The 15,457-nt window shown below is 71.8% G+C and carries 13 protein-coding genes; 8 read left to right on the top strand and 5 right to left on the bottom strand.

Going from position 1 to position 15,457, the window contains the following annotated elements; genetic code table 11:
* Positions 1–2: 2 nt before the first annotated feature.
* The 8 genes from O1G21_RS08495 (at position 3) to O1G21_RS08460 (ending at position 8,317) form a co-directional block, all read left to right on the top strand.
* On the top strand, positions 3–1,463 hold the full coding sequence (locus tag O1G21_RS08495; protein WP_270142167.1) for a catalase: 1,461 nt from the start codon (positions 3–5) through the stop codon (positions 1,461–1,463).
* Between the two features lie 301 nt (positions 1,464–1,764).
* Entirely contained in the window at positions 1,765–2,544 is a 780-nt protein-coding gene (locus tag O1G21_RS08490) for an IclR family transcriptional regulator (protein ID WP_270142166.1), read from the top strand.
* Positions 2,545–2,771: 227 nt separating this feature from the next.
* Positions 2,772–3,686, top strand: a complete 915-nt coding sequence (locus O1G21_RS08485) for a metal-dependent hydrolase (protein ID WP_270142164.1) — start codon at positions 2,772–2,774, stop codon at positions 3,684–3,686.
* A 126-nt stretch (positions 3,687–3,812) separates the two neighbouring features.
* On the top strand, positions 3,813–4,901 hold the full coding sequence (locus tag O1G21_RS08480; protein ID WP_270142162.1) for a PDR/VanB family oxidoreductase: 1,089 nt from the start codon (positions 3,813–3,815) through the stop codon (positions 4,899–4,901).
* Positions 4,902–4,914: 13 nt separating this feature from the next.
* On the top strand, positions 4,915–5,856 hold the full coding sequence (locus O1G21_RS08475; RefSeq protein WP_270142161.1) for a M24 family metallopeptidase: 942 nt from the start codon (positions 4,915–4,917) through the stop codon (positions 5,854–5,856).
* On the top strand, positions 5,853–7,613 hold the full coding sequence (locus O1G21_RS08470) for an SDR family oxidoreductase (protein WP_270142159.1): 1,761 nt from the start codon (positions 5,853–5,855) through the stop codon (positions 7,611–7,613). The genes O1G21_RS08475 and O1G21_RS08470 overlap by 4 nt, the downstream gene beginning before the upstream one ends.
* 97 nt (positions 7,614–7,710) lie before the next feature.
* Complete coding sequence (locus O1G21_RS08465) at positions 7,711–7,908, top strand: type II toxin-antitoxin system VapB family antitoxin (RefSeq protein ID WP_270142157.1); 198 nt, start codon at positions 7,711–7,713, stop codon at positions 7,906–7,908.
* Positions 7,901–8,317 (top strand): PIN domain nuclease, encoded by a 417-nt coding sequence (locus O1G21_RS08460; protein WP_270142156.1) that lies wholly within the window; start codon positions 7,901–7,903, stop codon positions 8,315–8,317. The genes O1G21_RS08465 and O1G21_RS08460 overlap by 8 nt, the downstream gene beginning before the upstream one ends.
* 61 nt (positions 8,318–8,378) lie before the next feature.
* Here O1G21_RS08460 and O1G21_RS08455 read toward each other — a convergent pair whose 3' ends face one another.
* The 5 genes from O1G21_RS08455 to O1G21_RS08435 form a co-directional block, all read right to left on the bottom strand.
* Entirely contained in the window at positions 8,379–9,563 is a 1,185-nt protein-coding gene (locus tag O1G21_RS08455; protein WP_270142155.1) for an XdhC family protein, read from the bottom strand.
* A 90-nt stretch (positions 9,564–9,653) separates the two neighbouring features.
* Entirely contained in the window at positions 9,654–11,138 is a 1,485-nt protein-coding gene (locus O1G21_RS08450) for an NCS2 family permease (protein ID WP_270142154.1), read from the bottom strand.
* 342 nt (positions 11,139–11,480) lie between these two features.
* Positions 11,481–13,847, bottom strand: coding sequence for a xanthine dehydrogenase subunit D (gene pucD, locus O1G21_RS08445; protein ID WP_270142152.1), 2,367 nt, complete (start codon positions 13,845–13,847; stop codon positions 11,481–11,483).
* Positions 13,848–13,988: 141 nt separating this feature from the next.
* The gene (locus tag O1G21_RS08440) at positions 13,989–14,474 is read right to left on the bottom strand and encodes a (2Fe-2S)-binding protein (RefSeq protein ID WP_270142150.1); all 486 of its coding nucleotides are present in this window, start codon (positions 14,472–14,474) and stop codon (positions 13,989–13,991) included.
* Positions 14,471–15,358: an FAD binding domain-containing protein gene (locus tag O1G21_RS08435; RefSeq protein ID WP_270142148.1), complete on the bottom strand. Its 888-nt coding sequence runs from the start codon at positions 15,356–15,358 to the stop codon at positions 14,471–14,473. The genes O1G21_RS08440 and O1G21_RS08435 overlap by 4 nt, the downstream gene beginning before the upstream one ends.
* Between the last annotated feature and the right edge of the window lie 99 nt (positions 15,359–15,457).

The following is a 15,457-nucleotide window of genomic DNA, read 5'->3' as shown; positions in this document are numbered from 1 at the left end:
CCATGTCCAAGATCCTGACCACGGAGTCCGGCGCCCCGGTCGCCGACAACCAGAACTCGGCCTCGGCCGGCGAGTACGGCCCGCTGCTGCTCCAGGACCAGCACCTGCTGGAGAAGCTGGCCCGGTTCAACCGCGAGCGCATCCCGGAGCGCGTCGTGCACGCCCGCGGCTCCGGCGCGTACGGCTACTTCGAGGTCACCGACGAGGTGTCGAAGTACACCCGGGCGGCCTTCCTGTCCGAGGTCGGCAAGCGCACCGAGGTCTTCCTGCGCTTCTCCACCGTGGCCGGCAACCTGGGCGCCGGCGACGCGGTGCGCGACCCGCGCGGCTTCGCGCTGAAGTTCTACACCGAGCAGGGCAACTACGACCTCGTCGGCAACAACACCCCGGTGTTCTTCATCAAGGACCCGATCAAGTTCCCCGACTTCATCCACTCGCAGAAGCGCGACCCGTACACCGGCGTGCAGGAGGCGGACAACGTCTGGGACTTCTGGGCGCACTCGCCGGCCTCGACCCACCAGATCACCTGGCTGTTCGGCGACCGCGGCATCCCGGCCTCGTACCGCCACATGAACGGCTACGGCTCGCACACCTACCAGTGGGTCAACGCCGAGGGCGAGGCCTACTGGGTGAAGTACCACTTCAAGACCAACCAGGGCATCCGCAGCCTGGACGGCGACCAGGCCGCCGAGGTGCTCGGCGCCGACGCCGACTCGCACCAGCGCGACCTCCACCAGGCCATCGAGCGCGGGGTGTTCCCGTCCTGGACCCTCCACGTCCAGCTGATGCCGGTCGCCGAGGCCGCGGACTACCGCTTCAACCCCTTCGACCTCACCAAGGTGTGGCCGCACGCCGACTACCCGCTGGTCAAGGTCGGCCGCCTGGTGCTCAACCGGAACCCGGAGAACGTCTTCGCCGAGGTCGAGCAGGCCGCGTTCTCGCCGAACAACTTCGTGCCCGGCATCGGCCCGTCCCCGGACAAGATGCTCCAGGGCCGGCTGTTCGCCTACGCGGACGCCCAGCGCTACCGCCTCGGCGTCAACCACACCCAGCTGCCGGTGAACGCCCCGCGCGCCACCGAGGCCGACAACTACGGGCGCGACGGCTACAACGCCCTCAACGCGGCCGGCCGCGGCAAGAACTACGAGCCCAACTCGTACGACGGCCCGGCCCAGACCGACGCCGCGCTCGCCGCGCCGCTCAAGCTCGACGGCCACACCGGCACCTACACCACGCCGGCGCACAGCAAGGACGACGACTTCTTCCAGGCCGGCGAGCTCTACCGGCTGATGTCGGAGGGCGAGCGGACCCGCCTGGTCAACAACATCGCGGGCTTCCTGGCGCAGGTCACGCGGGACGACGTGATCGAGAAGAACCTCGCCCACTTCCACGCCGCCGACGAGGAGTACGGCGCCCGGGTCGAGGCCGCCGTCGCCAAGCTCCGCGCGGGCGACGAGGGCTGAGCCGCCCGCCCGACCGACCTCTCCGCACCCTCCCTGCCGCCGGGCCCGCACCCGGCGGGCGTACGACGGGCCTCTTCCCCCAGGGCAGTGGGGGAGGGGCCCGTCGGGCGTTCCGGGGGCGCCCGCCGCGCAGCCCGGGCGCGCGGCCGCTGCGGTCGGTGCGCCCCTTCTACCAGGCGAACGGCCGGTGCTCCACGGAATGTTCACCGATATTCACGGACAGCGGTCGACCGAGCCCCCGGGTGGATAGGCTGGAGGCCGCCCGCGGTCGCTCCGTGGGGGGACATCGGAAGGGGACGACATGTCGACACCAGCCCCGGGTCGTCACGCCGCGCTGGACCAGGGTCTGACGGGCCCGTTCACCTCCCTGCAGCACGCCCTCAGACTGCTGGAGGCCGTCGACCGGCACCCCGACGGGGCCACCCTGGTCGCCCTCGCGCGGGAGACCTCGCTGGGCCTGCCGACCGTGCGGCGGCTCGCGGAGATCCTCGAGATCGAGGGCTACCTCCAGTGCCAGGACGGCGGTTGGGTGCTCGGCGGCACCTTCGCCCTGCTCGGGCAGCACAACCGGGAACAGCTCGTCAAGGCCCGGCTGAACCGCAAACTCGCCGAACTCCGGGACGAGTTGGGTGCAGCGGTGTACTTCAGCCGGTACCACGACGGGGAGTTGACGGTCGAGGCGGTCTCGGCGGCCGACTACGCGCCCGCCGTGCAGGAGTGGGTGGACTTCCGGGCCACCGCGCACGCCAGCGCGATCGGCAAGTGCCTGCTCAGCCAGCTCGACGCGGACGCCCGGCGGGACCACCTCTCCCGCCACCCGGTGGCCCGGCTCACCTCCCGTACGGTCACCGACGCCGACCAGCTGATGCACCGGCTGGAGCGGCAGCCGGCCACGGTGCCGGTGCTGGACATCCAGGAGTACGCGCTCGGCACGGTCTGCGCGGCGGTGCCGATCACGGCGGGCAGCACGGTCGGCTGCCTGGCCACTTCGATGCCGGTGGACAACATCCACAAACTGAAGGCCGCCGCCGAGCTGCTGGCGGCGCGGGCGGCGCCGCTGATGCTGGCGATGGCGGTCTGAGCGGCGCTTCCGCGCGCTGCCCGGCCCCGCTCGACGGGCCCCGTCGGACGATCCGCGTCCGGCGGGGCCCGTTCGCCTTCCGGCGGCGTGTCTCCGCGGTCGTTCTCCGGTGCACACACTTATTAGACTCGATGTCGATAAGAGTCGCCGAAACCCTTGTCGGCGCCACTACCGGCGAGTACGTTTCCCTGAGCCGAGCCGCCGCTGCCAGGTCAGGAGGGCCTGCCATGCCCCGAACCACCCCCGTCCCCGCCCTCGCCGCCCCCGCCGCGCGCGTCCACGACAGCCTCGTGCTGGAACCCCGGGACGTCCGCTTCGACTGGGCCCGACTGCCGCTGCACTGGGTGCCGGACGAGCCGATGGCCACCCACATCCTCAACGTCCTGCACCTGCTGCTGCCGGAGGGGGAGCGCTGGTTCGTCAAGGTGTTCAAGGAGGCGCTGCCGCTCGTCCGGGACGAGCAACTGCGCGAGGAGGTGCTCGGCTTCATCGGACAGGAGGCCATCCACGCCGAGGCCCACCAGGAGGTGCTCGACCACCTGCTCGGCCAGGGGCTCGACCCGCGCCCGTACGTGCGTCAGGTCGCCTGGGTCTTCCAGCGCGTGCTCGGCGAGCGGCCGGGGCTGTCCCCCGCGCGGCGGCACGAGGCCCTCATCGAGCGGGTGGCCGCCATCGCGGCGATCGAGCACTTCACCGCCTTCCTCGGCAACTGGATCCTCAACTCCCCGGGGCTGGACCGCGCCGAGGCCGACCCGACGATGCTCGACCTGCTGCGCTGGCACGGCGCCGAGGAGGTCGAGCACCGCAGCGTCGCCTTCGACCTACTGGTTCACCTGGACCCCGGCTATGCGCGCCGGGTCCGCACCATGGCGATGGCCGGCCCGCTGCTGGTCCACCTCTGGGTCCGCGGCGTCCGCTTCCTGCTGGCCGCCGACCCGACGCTGGACGGTCGACTGCGCCCGAGCTGGCGCGAGGCCTACCGGATCACCAAGCGCGGCCTGCTGCCCAACCCGGTCAAGTCGATCCGCTCCGGCCTGCGTTACCTGCGGCCCGGCTACCACCCCACGCAGGAGGGCTCCTCCAGCCAGGCGCTCGGTTACCTCGCCACCTCCCCGGCCGCCCGCGCCGCCGCGGGGCGCTGACGGCGGACAGTCGGCAGCTGACAGATTTCAATCGACAGATTTCAGCGAACAGATGACAGATGACGTCATCTGTCATCTGTTCGCCGTGTCATCTGTTCGCCGTCCCCTGACGTCAAGGACCGCCGGATGGACCTGCTCACCCCACCCCCCGACCTCTACGGCCGCCCCCGCGCCGACCGCTTCCTGCGCCGCCTCACCGCGATCCAGGACCGCTACGTCCAGGCCCTCGGCGGCCCGCTGCTGCGCCGCAACCCCCGCCGCCCGCTCAGCCGCCCCGCCCCGCCGCTGCAGCTGGTCGTCGCCGCCCGCCGCCAACTGGCCGCCGACGTCGTCGAACTGAGCCTCACCGACCCCTCCGGCGGTCCGCTGCCGCGCTGGCAGCCCGGCGCCCACCTGCGGCTCGCCCTGCCCTCCGGCCGCGAGCGCCACTACTCGCTCAGCGGCGACCCCGCCGACCGTCACCACTACCGGATCGCCGTCCGGCGCCTGCCCGAGGGCGGGGGCGGATCGGTAGAGATCCACGACACCCTGCACCCCGGCGCCCGCCTCACCGCCCGCCGCCCGCGCAACGGCTTCGCCTTCTGCGCCGAACCGGCCGTCCTCCTGCTCGCCGGCGGCATCGGCATCACCCCGCTCCTCCCGATGGCCCGCGAGGCGCAGCGCCACGGCCTCGACTGGCGCCTGGTCCACGTCGGCCGCAGCGCCGACACCCTCCCGTACGCGGACGAGCTGCGCGCCATCGACCCGCGGCGCGTCGTGCTGCGCACCGACGACGAGCACGGCGGCGTCGCCACCGGCGCCGAACTGCTCGCCCACGCCCCGCGCGGCGCCGCCGTCTACTGCTGCGGCCCGGCCCCGATGCTCGCCGCCGTCCAGCGGGCCCTCGACGCGTCGCCCGCCACCGCCCTGCACTTCGAGCGCTTCGGCGCCGCCCCGATCACCGACGGCGAGCCCTTCGCCGTCCGGCTCGGCGCCGACGGCCCGACCCTGGACGTCCCCGCCGACCGCTCCGCCCTGGACGTGCTGCGCGAGGCCCGCCCGGACCTCCCGTACTCCTGCCACCAGGGCTTCTGCGGCACCTGCGAGGTCCACCTGCTCGCCGGAAAGCCCGACCACCGGGACCGCCGCCTCACCCCCGAGCAACGCGCCGCCGGCGCCCTGCTGCCCTGCGTCTCCCGGGCCGCCGAGGGTGAGACCCTCGTGCTCGACGTCTAGAAGGAGCCCCCCGATGCCCCCGATGGCGAAAGCGACCCCCGCCTTCCCGTACACCGAGCGCGACCTCGCCCGCTTCCGCGAGACCCAGCAACTCGCCTACCACTGCGCCGAACAGGTCGCCGCCTGGGTCGAACCGGGCGTCACCGAGCGGCAGGCCACCGCCGAGCTGCGCCGCCGCCTGGTCGCCGCCGGGGTGCAGGACTTCTTCCACGTCCCGTTCGCCTGGTTCGGCGACCGCACGGCCTTCCGGCACTTCCACACCCCGCTGCAGTTCTTCGCCGGCAACCGCCGGCTGGAGGAGGGCATGCCGTACGTGTTGGACTGCGCGCCCGTGGTGGACGGTTACACCGCCGACATCGGCTACGGCGGCAAGATCGGCGAGAACCGGGTCTGGGACCGGCTGGCCGCCGACCTCAGGGTCTACCGCGAGCTGATCCTCGCCGAGGTGCGGGCCCGCCGACCGCTCGACGAGGTGTACGCGGCGGTGGACGCGCAGATCGCCGCGCACGGCTACGACAACCGCCACCAGGTCTACCCGGGCCGGGTGATCGGCCACCAGGTCACCCGCACCACCGTGCGCGGCCCGGCCGGGGTGAACGTCTTCGGCTTCGGCGTGCGCACCCTGCAGACCCTCGGCCGGGAGCTCATCTCCGAGCGCCTGCACGGCCGTTCACCGCTGTGGGCGGACGGACGGTCGTCCCGGCACGCGCCCACCCCCGGCCTCTGGGCGGTCGAGCCGCACATCGGATTCCGCGGCGTGGGCATCAAGTTCGAGGAACTGCTGGTGGTCACCGAGGACGACGCCTACTGGCTCGACGACGACCTCCCGCACGTCCGCCGCTGGACCGCCACGACCGACGAGCCGACCACCGAGCCGACCACCGAGCCGACCGGCGCCGAGCCGACCGGCGCCGAGCCGACCGACGAGCAGACCACCCTGGAGGCCATCCGATGACGCCCCCGACGACGCCCCCGAGGGCGCCCTCCACGACGTCCGCCGTCCGCCGCCGGACCGTCCACTCCGGCGGCCTCCCGCTCGCCGTCTTCGAGCAGGGCGACCCGCAGGCCCCCACCGTCCTCCTGGTGCACGGCTACCCGGACACCCACACCGTCTGGGACGACATCGCCGCCGACCTCGCCCGCGACCACCACGTGGTGCGCTACGACGTGCGCGGCGCCGGCGAGTCGGCCGCCCCGGCGGACCGCGACGGCTACCGCCTGGAGCGGCTGGCCGACGACCTGTTCGCGGTCGCCGAAGCCGTCAGCCCCGACCGCCCGGTGCACCTGGTCGCCCACGACTGGGGCTCGATCCAGTCCTGGGAGGCCGTCACCGACCCGAGCGCCCGGCACCGGATCGCCTCCTACACCACCCTGTCCGGCCCCAGCCTGGACCACATGGGCCACTGGCTGCGCCACCGGCTGCGCCGCCCCACCCCGCGCCACCTCGGGCAGCTGCTCCACCAGGGCCTGCACTCCTGGTACATCACCGCCTTCCACCTGCCCTACCTCGCCCCGGCCGTCTGGCGCCTCGGCCTCGCCCGGGCCTGGCCGCGGGTGCTGCGCGACCTGGAGCACGTCACCCCGCGCGCCGACCACCCGCAGCGCACCCTGCGCCGCGACGCGGTCCGCGGCATCGAGCTGTACCGGGCCAACTTCCGCCCCACGATGGGAAGTCCGCGTGAGCGGCGGACGGACGTCCCGGTCCAGCTGATCACCCTCACCCGGGACCGCTACGTCGGCACCTACCTCTCCGAGGGCCTGGAGCGCTGGGTGCCCGATCTGACCCGACGCACACTGCACGCCGGCCACTGGTCGGCACTGCTGGAGAAGGGAGCCACCGTGGCCGGCATGGTCCGCGAGTTCACCGCCCGGATCGAGGCGGGACGGTCCCGGGAGGCCGACGGCGACGGCCGCCTGGTCGTCGTCACCGGCGGCGGCAGCGGCATCGGACGGGCCACCGCGCTCGCCTTCGCCGAGGACGGCGCCCGGGTGGTGGTCTGCGACCTCGACCTCGCGGCCGCCGAGCGCACCGCCGAACTCGCCTCGCTGATCGGCCCGAAGGCGCACGCCTACCGGGTGGACGTCTCCGACGGCGCCGCGATGGACGCCTTCGCCCAGCGCGTCGCCGCCGAGCACGGCGTGCCCGACGTGATGGTCAACAACGCCGGCATCGGCCACTCCGGGACCTTCCTGCAGACCACCGAGAAGGAGTGGCGGCGCGTCCTGGACGTCAACCTCTGGGGCGTGATCCACGGCTGCCGCGCCTTCGGCACCCTGATGGCCGACCGCGGCCGGGGCGGCCACATCGTCAACGTCTCCTCGGCCGCCGCCTACCTCCCCTCGAAGGCGCTCACCGCCTACGCCACCAGCAAGGCCGCCGTCTTCATGCTCTCCGACTGCCTGCGCGCCGAGTTCGTCGGCCACGGCATCGGCGTCTCCACCATCTGCCCCGGCATCGTCAACACCAACATCACCCGCACCTCCACCTTCTCCGCCAGCACCGCCGCCGAGCAGTCCGCCAAGCAGGCTCGCGCCGCCAGGCTCTACGCCCGCCGCGGCTTCCCCCCGGAGAAGGTCGCCACCGCCATCCTCACCGCCGTCCGCACCGGCAAGCCCGTCGTCCCGGTCACCCCCGAGGCCAAGGCCGCCCGCCTGCTCTCCCGCCTCAGCCCCGGCCTCCTGCGCCTCGCCGCCCGCCTCAACGTCACCTGAACAGGTGAATATCACCTGATCGGCCCTGATGAGCTTGCGATATCGACGAACCTGGATTTCGATATCGCAGGCCCGTAGTCCTTCAGGAGGCCCAGCCATGGCTCGCACCGTGATAGACGTCAACGACGAACTCCTGGCCGAGGCGGCCGAGATCTTCGGAACCACGACCAAGGTCGCCACCGTCAACGCCGCCCTTGAGGACGCGGTGAAGCGTCGCAAGGGTAAGGAGTTTCTCGCCTGGCTCGCAGAGGGCGGACTGCCAGATCTGACTGGACCGGTGGACAAGAGTGAGTGAGCGCTTCCTCATCGACAAGTCCGCTTTTGCTCGCTACCCCAAGCCTGCGATTGGAGAAGTGATCGATCGGTTGTTCAATCAAGGGCGGCTCGCAATTTGCGGTGCCGTCGAGCTGGAGATCATGTACAGCGCCAGGTCCAAGACCGACGCAGACCGAATCCGAGATGGCCTGCGCGGCTTCGGCTGGTTGTCCACACCCGACGAGGTGTGGGACCGCGCCATCGAGGTGCAGGCCCTCCTGACCGCCGCCGTCAACTGGCGGGCGCTGTCCGTGGCCGACCTCGTCATCGCCGCCACCGCCGAGCGCCACGGCGCGACCGTCCTGCACTACGACGGCGACTACGACATGATCGCCGCCGTCACCGGTCAGCCGACCGCGTGGGTCGTTCCGCAGGGGACGGCGGACTGAGCAGTTCATCGGGCCCGTGCCGACTGATCGGTCGACACAGGCCGTCCCCGGCTGGGCGGCCTCAGGCGGCGTGGGTCCGGGGCGCCGGCTGAGGCTCCTCCGGAGCCGCCGCCACGTCGTGGTGGATCGGCCCGTTGCCGGCGCTCAGTGGCAGGCAGCTGCCGCCGCGCCGGTGGGCGATGATCTCGGCGGCGACCGAGACCGCGGTCTCCTCCGGGGTGCGGGAGCCGAGGTCGAGGCCGATGGGGGAGCGCAGCCGGGCGAGTTCGGTGTCCGTCAGGCCGGCTTCGCGCAGCTTGGCCTGCCGGTCGCGGTGGGTGCGCCGGGAGCCCATCGCGCCGACGTAGCCGACCGGCAGCCGCAGGGCGCGTTCCAGCAGCGGGACGTCGAACTTGGCGTCGTGGGTGAGCACGCACAGCACGGTGCGCCCGTCGATGCGGCCGAGCTGGGAGTCCAGGTAGCGGTGCGGCCAGTCGACGACCACCTCGTCGGCCTCGGGGAAGCGCCGCGCGGTGGCGAAGACGGGCCGGGCGTCGCAGACGGTGACGTGGTAGCCGAGGAACTTGCCGATCCGCACCACGGCGGCGGCGAAGTCGATCGCGCCGAAGACCAGCATCCGCGGCGCGGGCACGTAGGACTCGACGAAGCAGGTGACGGTGCCCTGTCCGTGTTCGTCGCAGGGCCGACCGTCCAGGCCGAGCACGATCCGCCCGGTGCGTCCGGCGTCCAGCATGGCCCGGGACTCCGCGACCACGGAGCGTTCCAGCGCGCCCACCGTGGACGGTCCGACCGAGAGCGCGCCGTGCTGTCCGGTGGCGGTGACGGCGATGGTGGCGCCGAGCATTCCGGCCGGTCCGGCGATCACCCGGGCGAGGGCGACGGGCGTGCCGTCGGCGATGAGGGCGAGGCCGGCGTCCATTCCGGAGTCGCTCCCGGGGACGACCGGCTGGACGAACACGTCGAGGATCCCGCCGCAGGTCAGCCCGACCGCGAAGGCGTCCTCGTCGCTGTAGCCGAAGCGCTCCAGCACCGGCTCGCCGGATTCGATGGCGGCCTGGCAGAGCTCGTACACGGCGCCCTCGACGCAGCCGCCGGAGACGCTGCCGACCGCCTCACCGGCGGCGTCGACGGCCAGGGCGGCCCCCGGATCACGCGGGGCGCTGCCGGAGACGCCGACCACGGTGGCCACGGCGAAGGAGCGCCCGGACGCGTGCCAGGCCTGCATCTGCTCGGCGATGTCCTGCATGTCGGAGGCTCCTTACACGGTTTCGACAGTAGCGGGAGACGCCGCCGTACGGGAAACGATCCCGTACGGCGGCGACGGTGATCAAAGCGCTCAGTGCACGCCCAGCCAGGACTTGATCGGGGTGAGCGCGAAGTACAGGACGAACACCCCGGTGAGGATCCACATCAGCACTCCGGGCTCGCGCCACTTGCCCTGCCCGGCCTTGATCACCGAGTAGGAGATGACGCCGGCGGCGACGCCCGCGGTGATGCTGTAGGTGAAGGGCATCAGCACGGCGGTCAGGAAGGCCGGGATGGCGACCTCGCGGTCGGACCAGTCGATGTGCCGGGCCTGGCTCATCATCATCGAGCCGATCACCACCAGGGCGGCGGAGGCGACCTCGACCGGGACGATGCCGGCCAGCGGGGAGAAGAACAGCATCAGGGCGAACAGGGCGCCGGTGACGGTGGAGGCGAGGCCGGTCCGGGCGCCGTCGCCGACGCCGGTCGCGGACTCGACGAAGACGGTCTGGCCGGAGGCGCCGGCGATGCCGCCGACCGCGCCGCCGGCGCCGTCGATGAACAGGGCCTTGGACAGGCCGGGCATCCGGCCCTGCCGGTCGGCCAGTCCGGCCTCGGTGCCGACGCCGATGATGGTGGCCATGGCGTCGAAGAACCCGGCCAGGACCAGGGTGAACACCGCGACGGAGGCGCTGATCGCGCCCATGCCCTCGCCGCCGAAGGCGCCGAACAGGTCGACGTGGCCGAACAGGCTGAAGTCGGGGGCGGCGACGGGGCTGCCGGGCCACACCGGGACGGAGTTCGCCCAGGCCTTGGCGGGCACGTGGGCGACCTTGTTGACGAGGATCGCGACCACGGTGCCTCCGGCGATGCCGATCAGGATCGCGCCGCGCACGCCGCGCGCCATCAGCACGAAGATCGCGAGGAGGGTCAGGCAGAAGATCAGGACGGGCCAGCCGGAGAGCTCACCGAAGGGGCCGAGCGAGAGCGGGGTGGGGCCGCCGGTGTGCACGAAGCCGGCCTTGTAGAGGCCGATGACCGTGACGAACAGGCCGATGCCGATGGTGATCGCGTGCTTGAGCGGCAGCGGGATGCCGTTCATGATCTTCTCGCGCAGTCCGGAGACCACCAGCAGCACGATCAGCAGGCCGTAGATCACGCACAGGCCCATGGCCTGCGGCCAGGTGGTGTGCGGTACGACGAGTGCGGAGACCGCGCCGGAGACCGAGAGCCCGGCGGCCAGGGCCAGCGGCACGTTGCCGACCACGCCCATCAGGATGGTGGTGACGGCGGCCGCGAGGGCGGTGGCGGTGGTCAGCGCGGCGTGGTCGAGCTTGACGCCGTTGACGTCCGCGCCGCTGAGGATCAGCGGGTTCAGCAGGATGATGTACGCCATCGCCATGAAGGTGGTGAGGCCACCACGCAGTTCGTTGGCGAGAGTCGAGCCGCGGGCAGAGATCTTGAAGTACGCGTCGAGCGCGCCCTTCGGCCCTGGCGCCGTGGGCGAGGCGTGGGTCTCGTCCTCGGTGGGTCTGTCTGCTTCGGTGGTGCCGGGCTCCGTGGGGATCCTGGTCATGTCCACTCCCAAGTGTCAATGGGGGTTGGGGTGGGCGAGTCGACCTGATTGCCAGTCAACGAAGTTGGCACAGGGGGACGGTCTCGACTCACTGGGGGCACTCGTCGGGGAGAGTGCCAGCGGTGCAGATGTGGGTGGTGCGCACCACTGCGGAACCCCGGCGTGGGCGGGCAGCGGGTGGGGGGCTCCCGGGGCGGCGGGGAAGACTCGGCGCCGCCCCGGGAAGTACTGCTCGGTCGTGCTGTCGGTTGTGCTGTCGGTCGTGCTGTTCGGTGTTGCTGTTCGGTGTTGCTGTTTTGGTGTGTTGCTGTCCGGTTGTGCTGCTGCTCCGAACTCCCGGGGTCAGCCGGGCTGTTCGGTGGTCAGGTGCTCGGGCCGGACCGGGATCCGGTTGAGCGCGAGACCGGTCGCGTTGCGGATCGCCGCCACGATGGAGGGGGTCGCCGACACGGTCGGCGCCTCACCGACGCCGCGCAGCCCGTACGGGGCGTGCGGGTCGGGCAGTTCGAGGACGTCCACCGGGATCGGCGGGGTGTCCAGGATGGTGGGGATCAGGTAGTCGGTGAAGGAGGCGTTGCGCACCTTCCCGTCCCGGACGATGATCTCCTCCATCACCGCGAGCCCGAGCGCCTGGGTGCAGCCGCCCTGGATCTGGCCGACCACGGAGAGCGGGTTGAGCGCCTTGCCGACGTCCTGGACGGCGGTGAGCTCGACCACCTTGACCAGGCCCAGTTCCACGTCCACGTCCACCACCGCGCGGTTGGCGCAGAAGGTGTACTGGACGTGGCCGAAGCCCTGGCCGGTCTCCTTGTCGAAGGCCTGGGTGGGCCGGTGGTGGTGCTCGCGGGTGAGGTCGATGGCCTCGTCGCCGAGCAGGTCCACCATCGGGACCAGCACGCCGGCGCTCTCCGAGACGACCTTGCCGCCGGACAGCGTGATGTCCTGGTGGGTCCAGCCGTAGCGGCGCCGGCCCTTCTCGATCAGCGCCCGCCGGACGGCCTCGGCGGCCAGTTTCACCGCGCCGCCGGTCATGTACGTCTGGCGCGAGGCGGAGGTCGAACCGGCCGAGCCCACTTCGGTGTTGGCCGGGTGGATGGTGACCTGCTCGACGCCCAGCTCGGTGCGGGCGATCTGGGCGTGCACGGTGACGCCGCCCTGGCCGACCTCGGCCATCGCGGTGTGCACCATGGCGACCGGCTCGCCGCCGATCACCTCCAGCCGCACCCGGGCGGTGGAGTAGTCGTCGAAGCCCTCGGAGAAGCCGACGTTCTTGATGCCGACCGAGTATCCGACCCCGCGCACGATGCCCTCGCCGTGCGAGGTGTTGGACAGCGCGCCGGGCAGCGCGCGGACGTCCAGGTGCTCGGTGTCCAGCGGCGGCGGCAGCGGCATCTCCTTGGCCCGGCGCAGCAGTTCGGCGACCGGCGCGGGGGAGTCGATCCGCTGGCCGGTGGGCATGAAGTCGCCCTCCGACATCGCGTTCAGCTGCCGCAGCTCCACCGGGTCCATGCCGAGTTCGGCGGCCAGCTTGTCCATCTGCGACTCGTAGCCGAACGCCGCCTGCACCGCGCCGAAGCCGCGCATCGCCCCGCAGGACGGGTTGTTGCTGTAGAGCGCGATGGCGTGCATCTTCACGTTCGGGATCACGTACGGGCCGTGCCCGAGCGAGGCCGCGTTGCCGACCACGGCGGGGGAGGCGGAGGCGTACGCGCCGCCGTCCAGCACGATCCGGCAGTCGGCGAAGACCAGCTTGCCGTCGCGGGTGGCGCCGTGCTCGTAGTGCATCCTCGCCGGGTGGCGGTGGACGTGGCCGTAGAAGGACTCGTCCCGGGAGTAGACGATCTTGACCGGCTTGCCGGTGTGCTGGGCCAGCAGGCAGGCGTGGATCTGCATCGAGATGTCCTCGCGGCCGCCGAAGGCGCCGCCGACGCCGGCCAGCGTGAGCCGGACCTTCTCCTCGGGCAGGTCCAGCACCGGGGCCATCTGCTCCCGGTCCACGTGCAGCCACTGGGTGGCGATGTAGAGGTCGATGCCGCCGTCCTCGGCGGGCACGGCCAGGCCGGACTCGGGGCCGAGGAAGGCCTGGTCCTGCATGCCGACCTCGTAGTCGCCGCTGACGATGACGTCCGCCATCGCCCGCACCTCGTCGGTCACGCCGAGGCCGGAGACCAGCTTCTGCTCGTGGCAGATGTTGCCGTACGCGTGCGACTTGTACTCGTGCGGCTCGTGCACGTACCCGTACGTCTCCGGGTCCAGGCACTGCTCCTCGGTGACGATCGGGGTGAGCACCTCGTACTCGACCTTGATCTTTTTCACCGCACGCCGGGCCGTCTCCGGATGGTCGGCCGCGACCAGCGCGATCGCCTCGCCGTGGTAGCGGATCTTGTCGATCGCCAGGGCCGGCTGGTCCTGGATCTCCAGGCCGTAGTACTTGGAGCCGGGGATGTCCTCGTGGGTCAGCACCGCGTAGACGCCGGGCACCTTGAGCGCCTCGGAGATGTCCACCGAGAGGATGTTCGCCCGGGGGTGCGGCGAGCGCAGCGCCATACCCCAGAGCATGTCCTCGTGCCACATGTCGGACGAGTACGCGAACTCGCCCTTGACCTTCAGGTTGCCGTCCGGGCGCAGCGGCGAGCCGCCGATGCCGTCCTTGGAGGCCTGGTTGATGTTCTGCAGGTTCTTCTGACCCTGGATGGTGCGCGTGCTCATGCGTCCACCTCGCTTCGCTCGGCGGGCGCTTCGCACAACGCGCACCCCTTGATGATTCGCTCGCTCCGCTCGCTCATGCGTCCACCTCGCTTCGCTCGGCGGGCGCTTCGCACAACGCGCACCCCTTGATGATTCGCTCGCTCATGTCGAAGCCTCCCCGGCACACTTGCGGGCCGAGGCGAGCCGCACCGCGTCCATGATCTTCTCGTAGCCGGTGCAGCGGCACAGGTTCCCCGACAGCGCCTCGCGGATGTCGTTGTCGCTCGGCTGGGCGTCCCGCTCCAGCAGGGCGTCGGTCTGCACCAGCAGCCCCGGGGTGCAGAAGCCGCACTGGACGGCCCCGGCGTCGACGAACGCCTGCTGGACCAGGCCCAGCTCGCCGTTCTCCTCGGCCAGGCCCTCGACCGTGCGCACCTCGCGGTCCTGCACCTGGCCGGCCGCGACCAGGCAGGAGCAGACCGGCACGCCGTCCAGGTAGACGGTGCAGGAACCGCACTCGCCCTGCTCGCAGGCGTTCTTCGAACCCGGCAGGCCGACGCGCTCGCGCAGCACGTAGAGCAGGCTCTCGCCCTCCCACACGTCGTCGGCCTCGACCGGCTTGCCGTTGGCGGTGAACGTGACCCTCATGCCGCGCTCCTGATCTGCTTGCTGTAGTCGTTCCAACACCAGGTGAGGGTGCGACGGGCCATCACGGCCAGCGCGTGCCGCCGGTAGTCGGCGGTGCCCCGGACGTCGTCGATCGGGGAGGCCGCGGCCTTCACCAGCTCGCCGAAGCGCTGGACCACCTCGGTGCCCAGCAGCGCCCCGGACTCCCAGAGCCCGCGCTCGGCGAGCACGCCCTGCAGGTACTCCTCGGCCTCGACGGCGCGGCGCGGCGTGGGGGCAGCCGAACCGATCCCGGTGCCGACGGTCCCGTTCTTCGGGTGCAGGGCGAAGCCGAAGGCGCACACCGCGATCACCATCGCGTTGCGGGTGCCGATCTTCGAGAACTGCTGCGGACCGTCCGCGACCGGGATGTGCACGGCCCGGATCAGCTCGTCCGCCTCCAGGCAGTTGCGCTTGACCCCGACGTAGAACTCGTCGATCGGGATCAGCCGGGTGCCGCGCACCGAGGCCGCCTCGACGTACACGTCCCGCCCGGCCGCCAGCAGCGCCGGGTGGGAGTCACCGGCCGGGGAGGCCGCGCCCAGGTTGCCGCCGACGCCGCCGCGGTTGCGGATCTGCGGTGAGCCGACGGTGTGGGCCGCCAGCGCGAGCCCGGGCAGCGGCCCGGACAGCTCCGAGATGATCCGGGCGTACGGGACCGAGGCGCCGAGTCGGACGACGCTGCCGTCGTTCGTCCATTCGGTGAGCTCGGTGACGCGGTTCAGGTCGAGAATCGCGGATGGCCGGTGCACGTCGAAGTTCAGCTCGACCATGACGTCCGTGCCGCCCGCGATGGGCAACGCGGTCGGGTACTCAGCCTTCGCCGCGAGAGCCTCGTCCCAGGTGGCGGGCCGAAGGAACTCCATGCGGTGTCTCCTCAAGTCTTCGCCGACCGGGTGTCCGGTGGCGTGTCGCCCAGTGAACTCCTGTGACCGGGGCCACTGGCAGTCACCGATGGCATGAAG

Origin of the sequence: Kitasatospora cathayae (assembly GCF_027627435.1) — a bacterium.
Classification (GTDB): Bacteria; Actinomycetota; Actinomycetes; order Streptomycetales; family Streptomycetaceae; genus Kitasatospora; species Kitasatospora cathayae.
The sequence above is the reverse complement of the archived record's forward strand: the minus strand, read 5'-3'. Positions and strand labels throughout refer to the sequence as shown.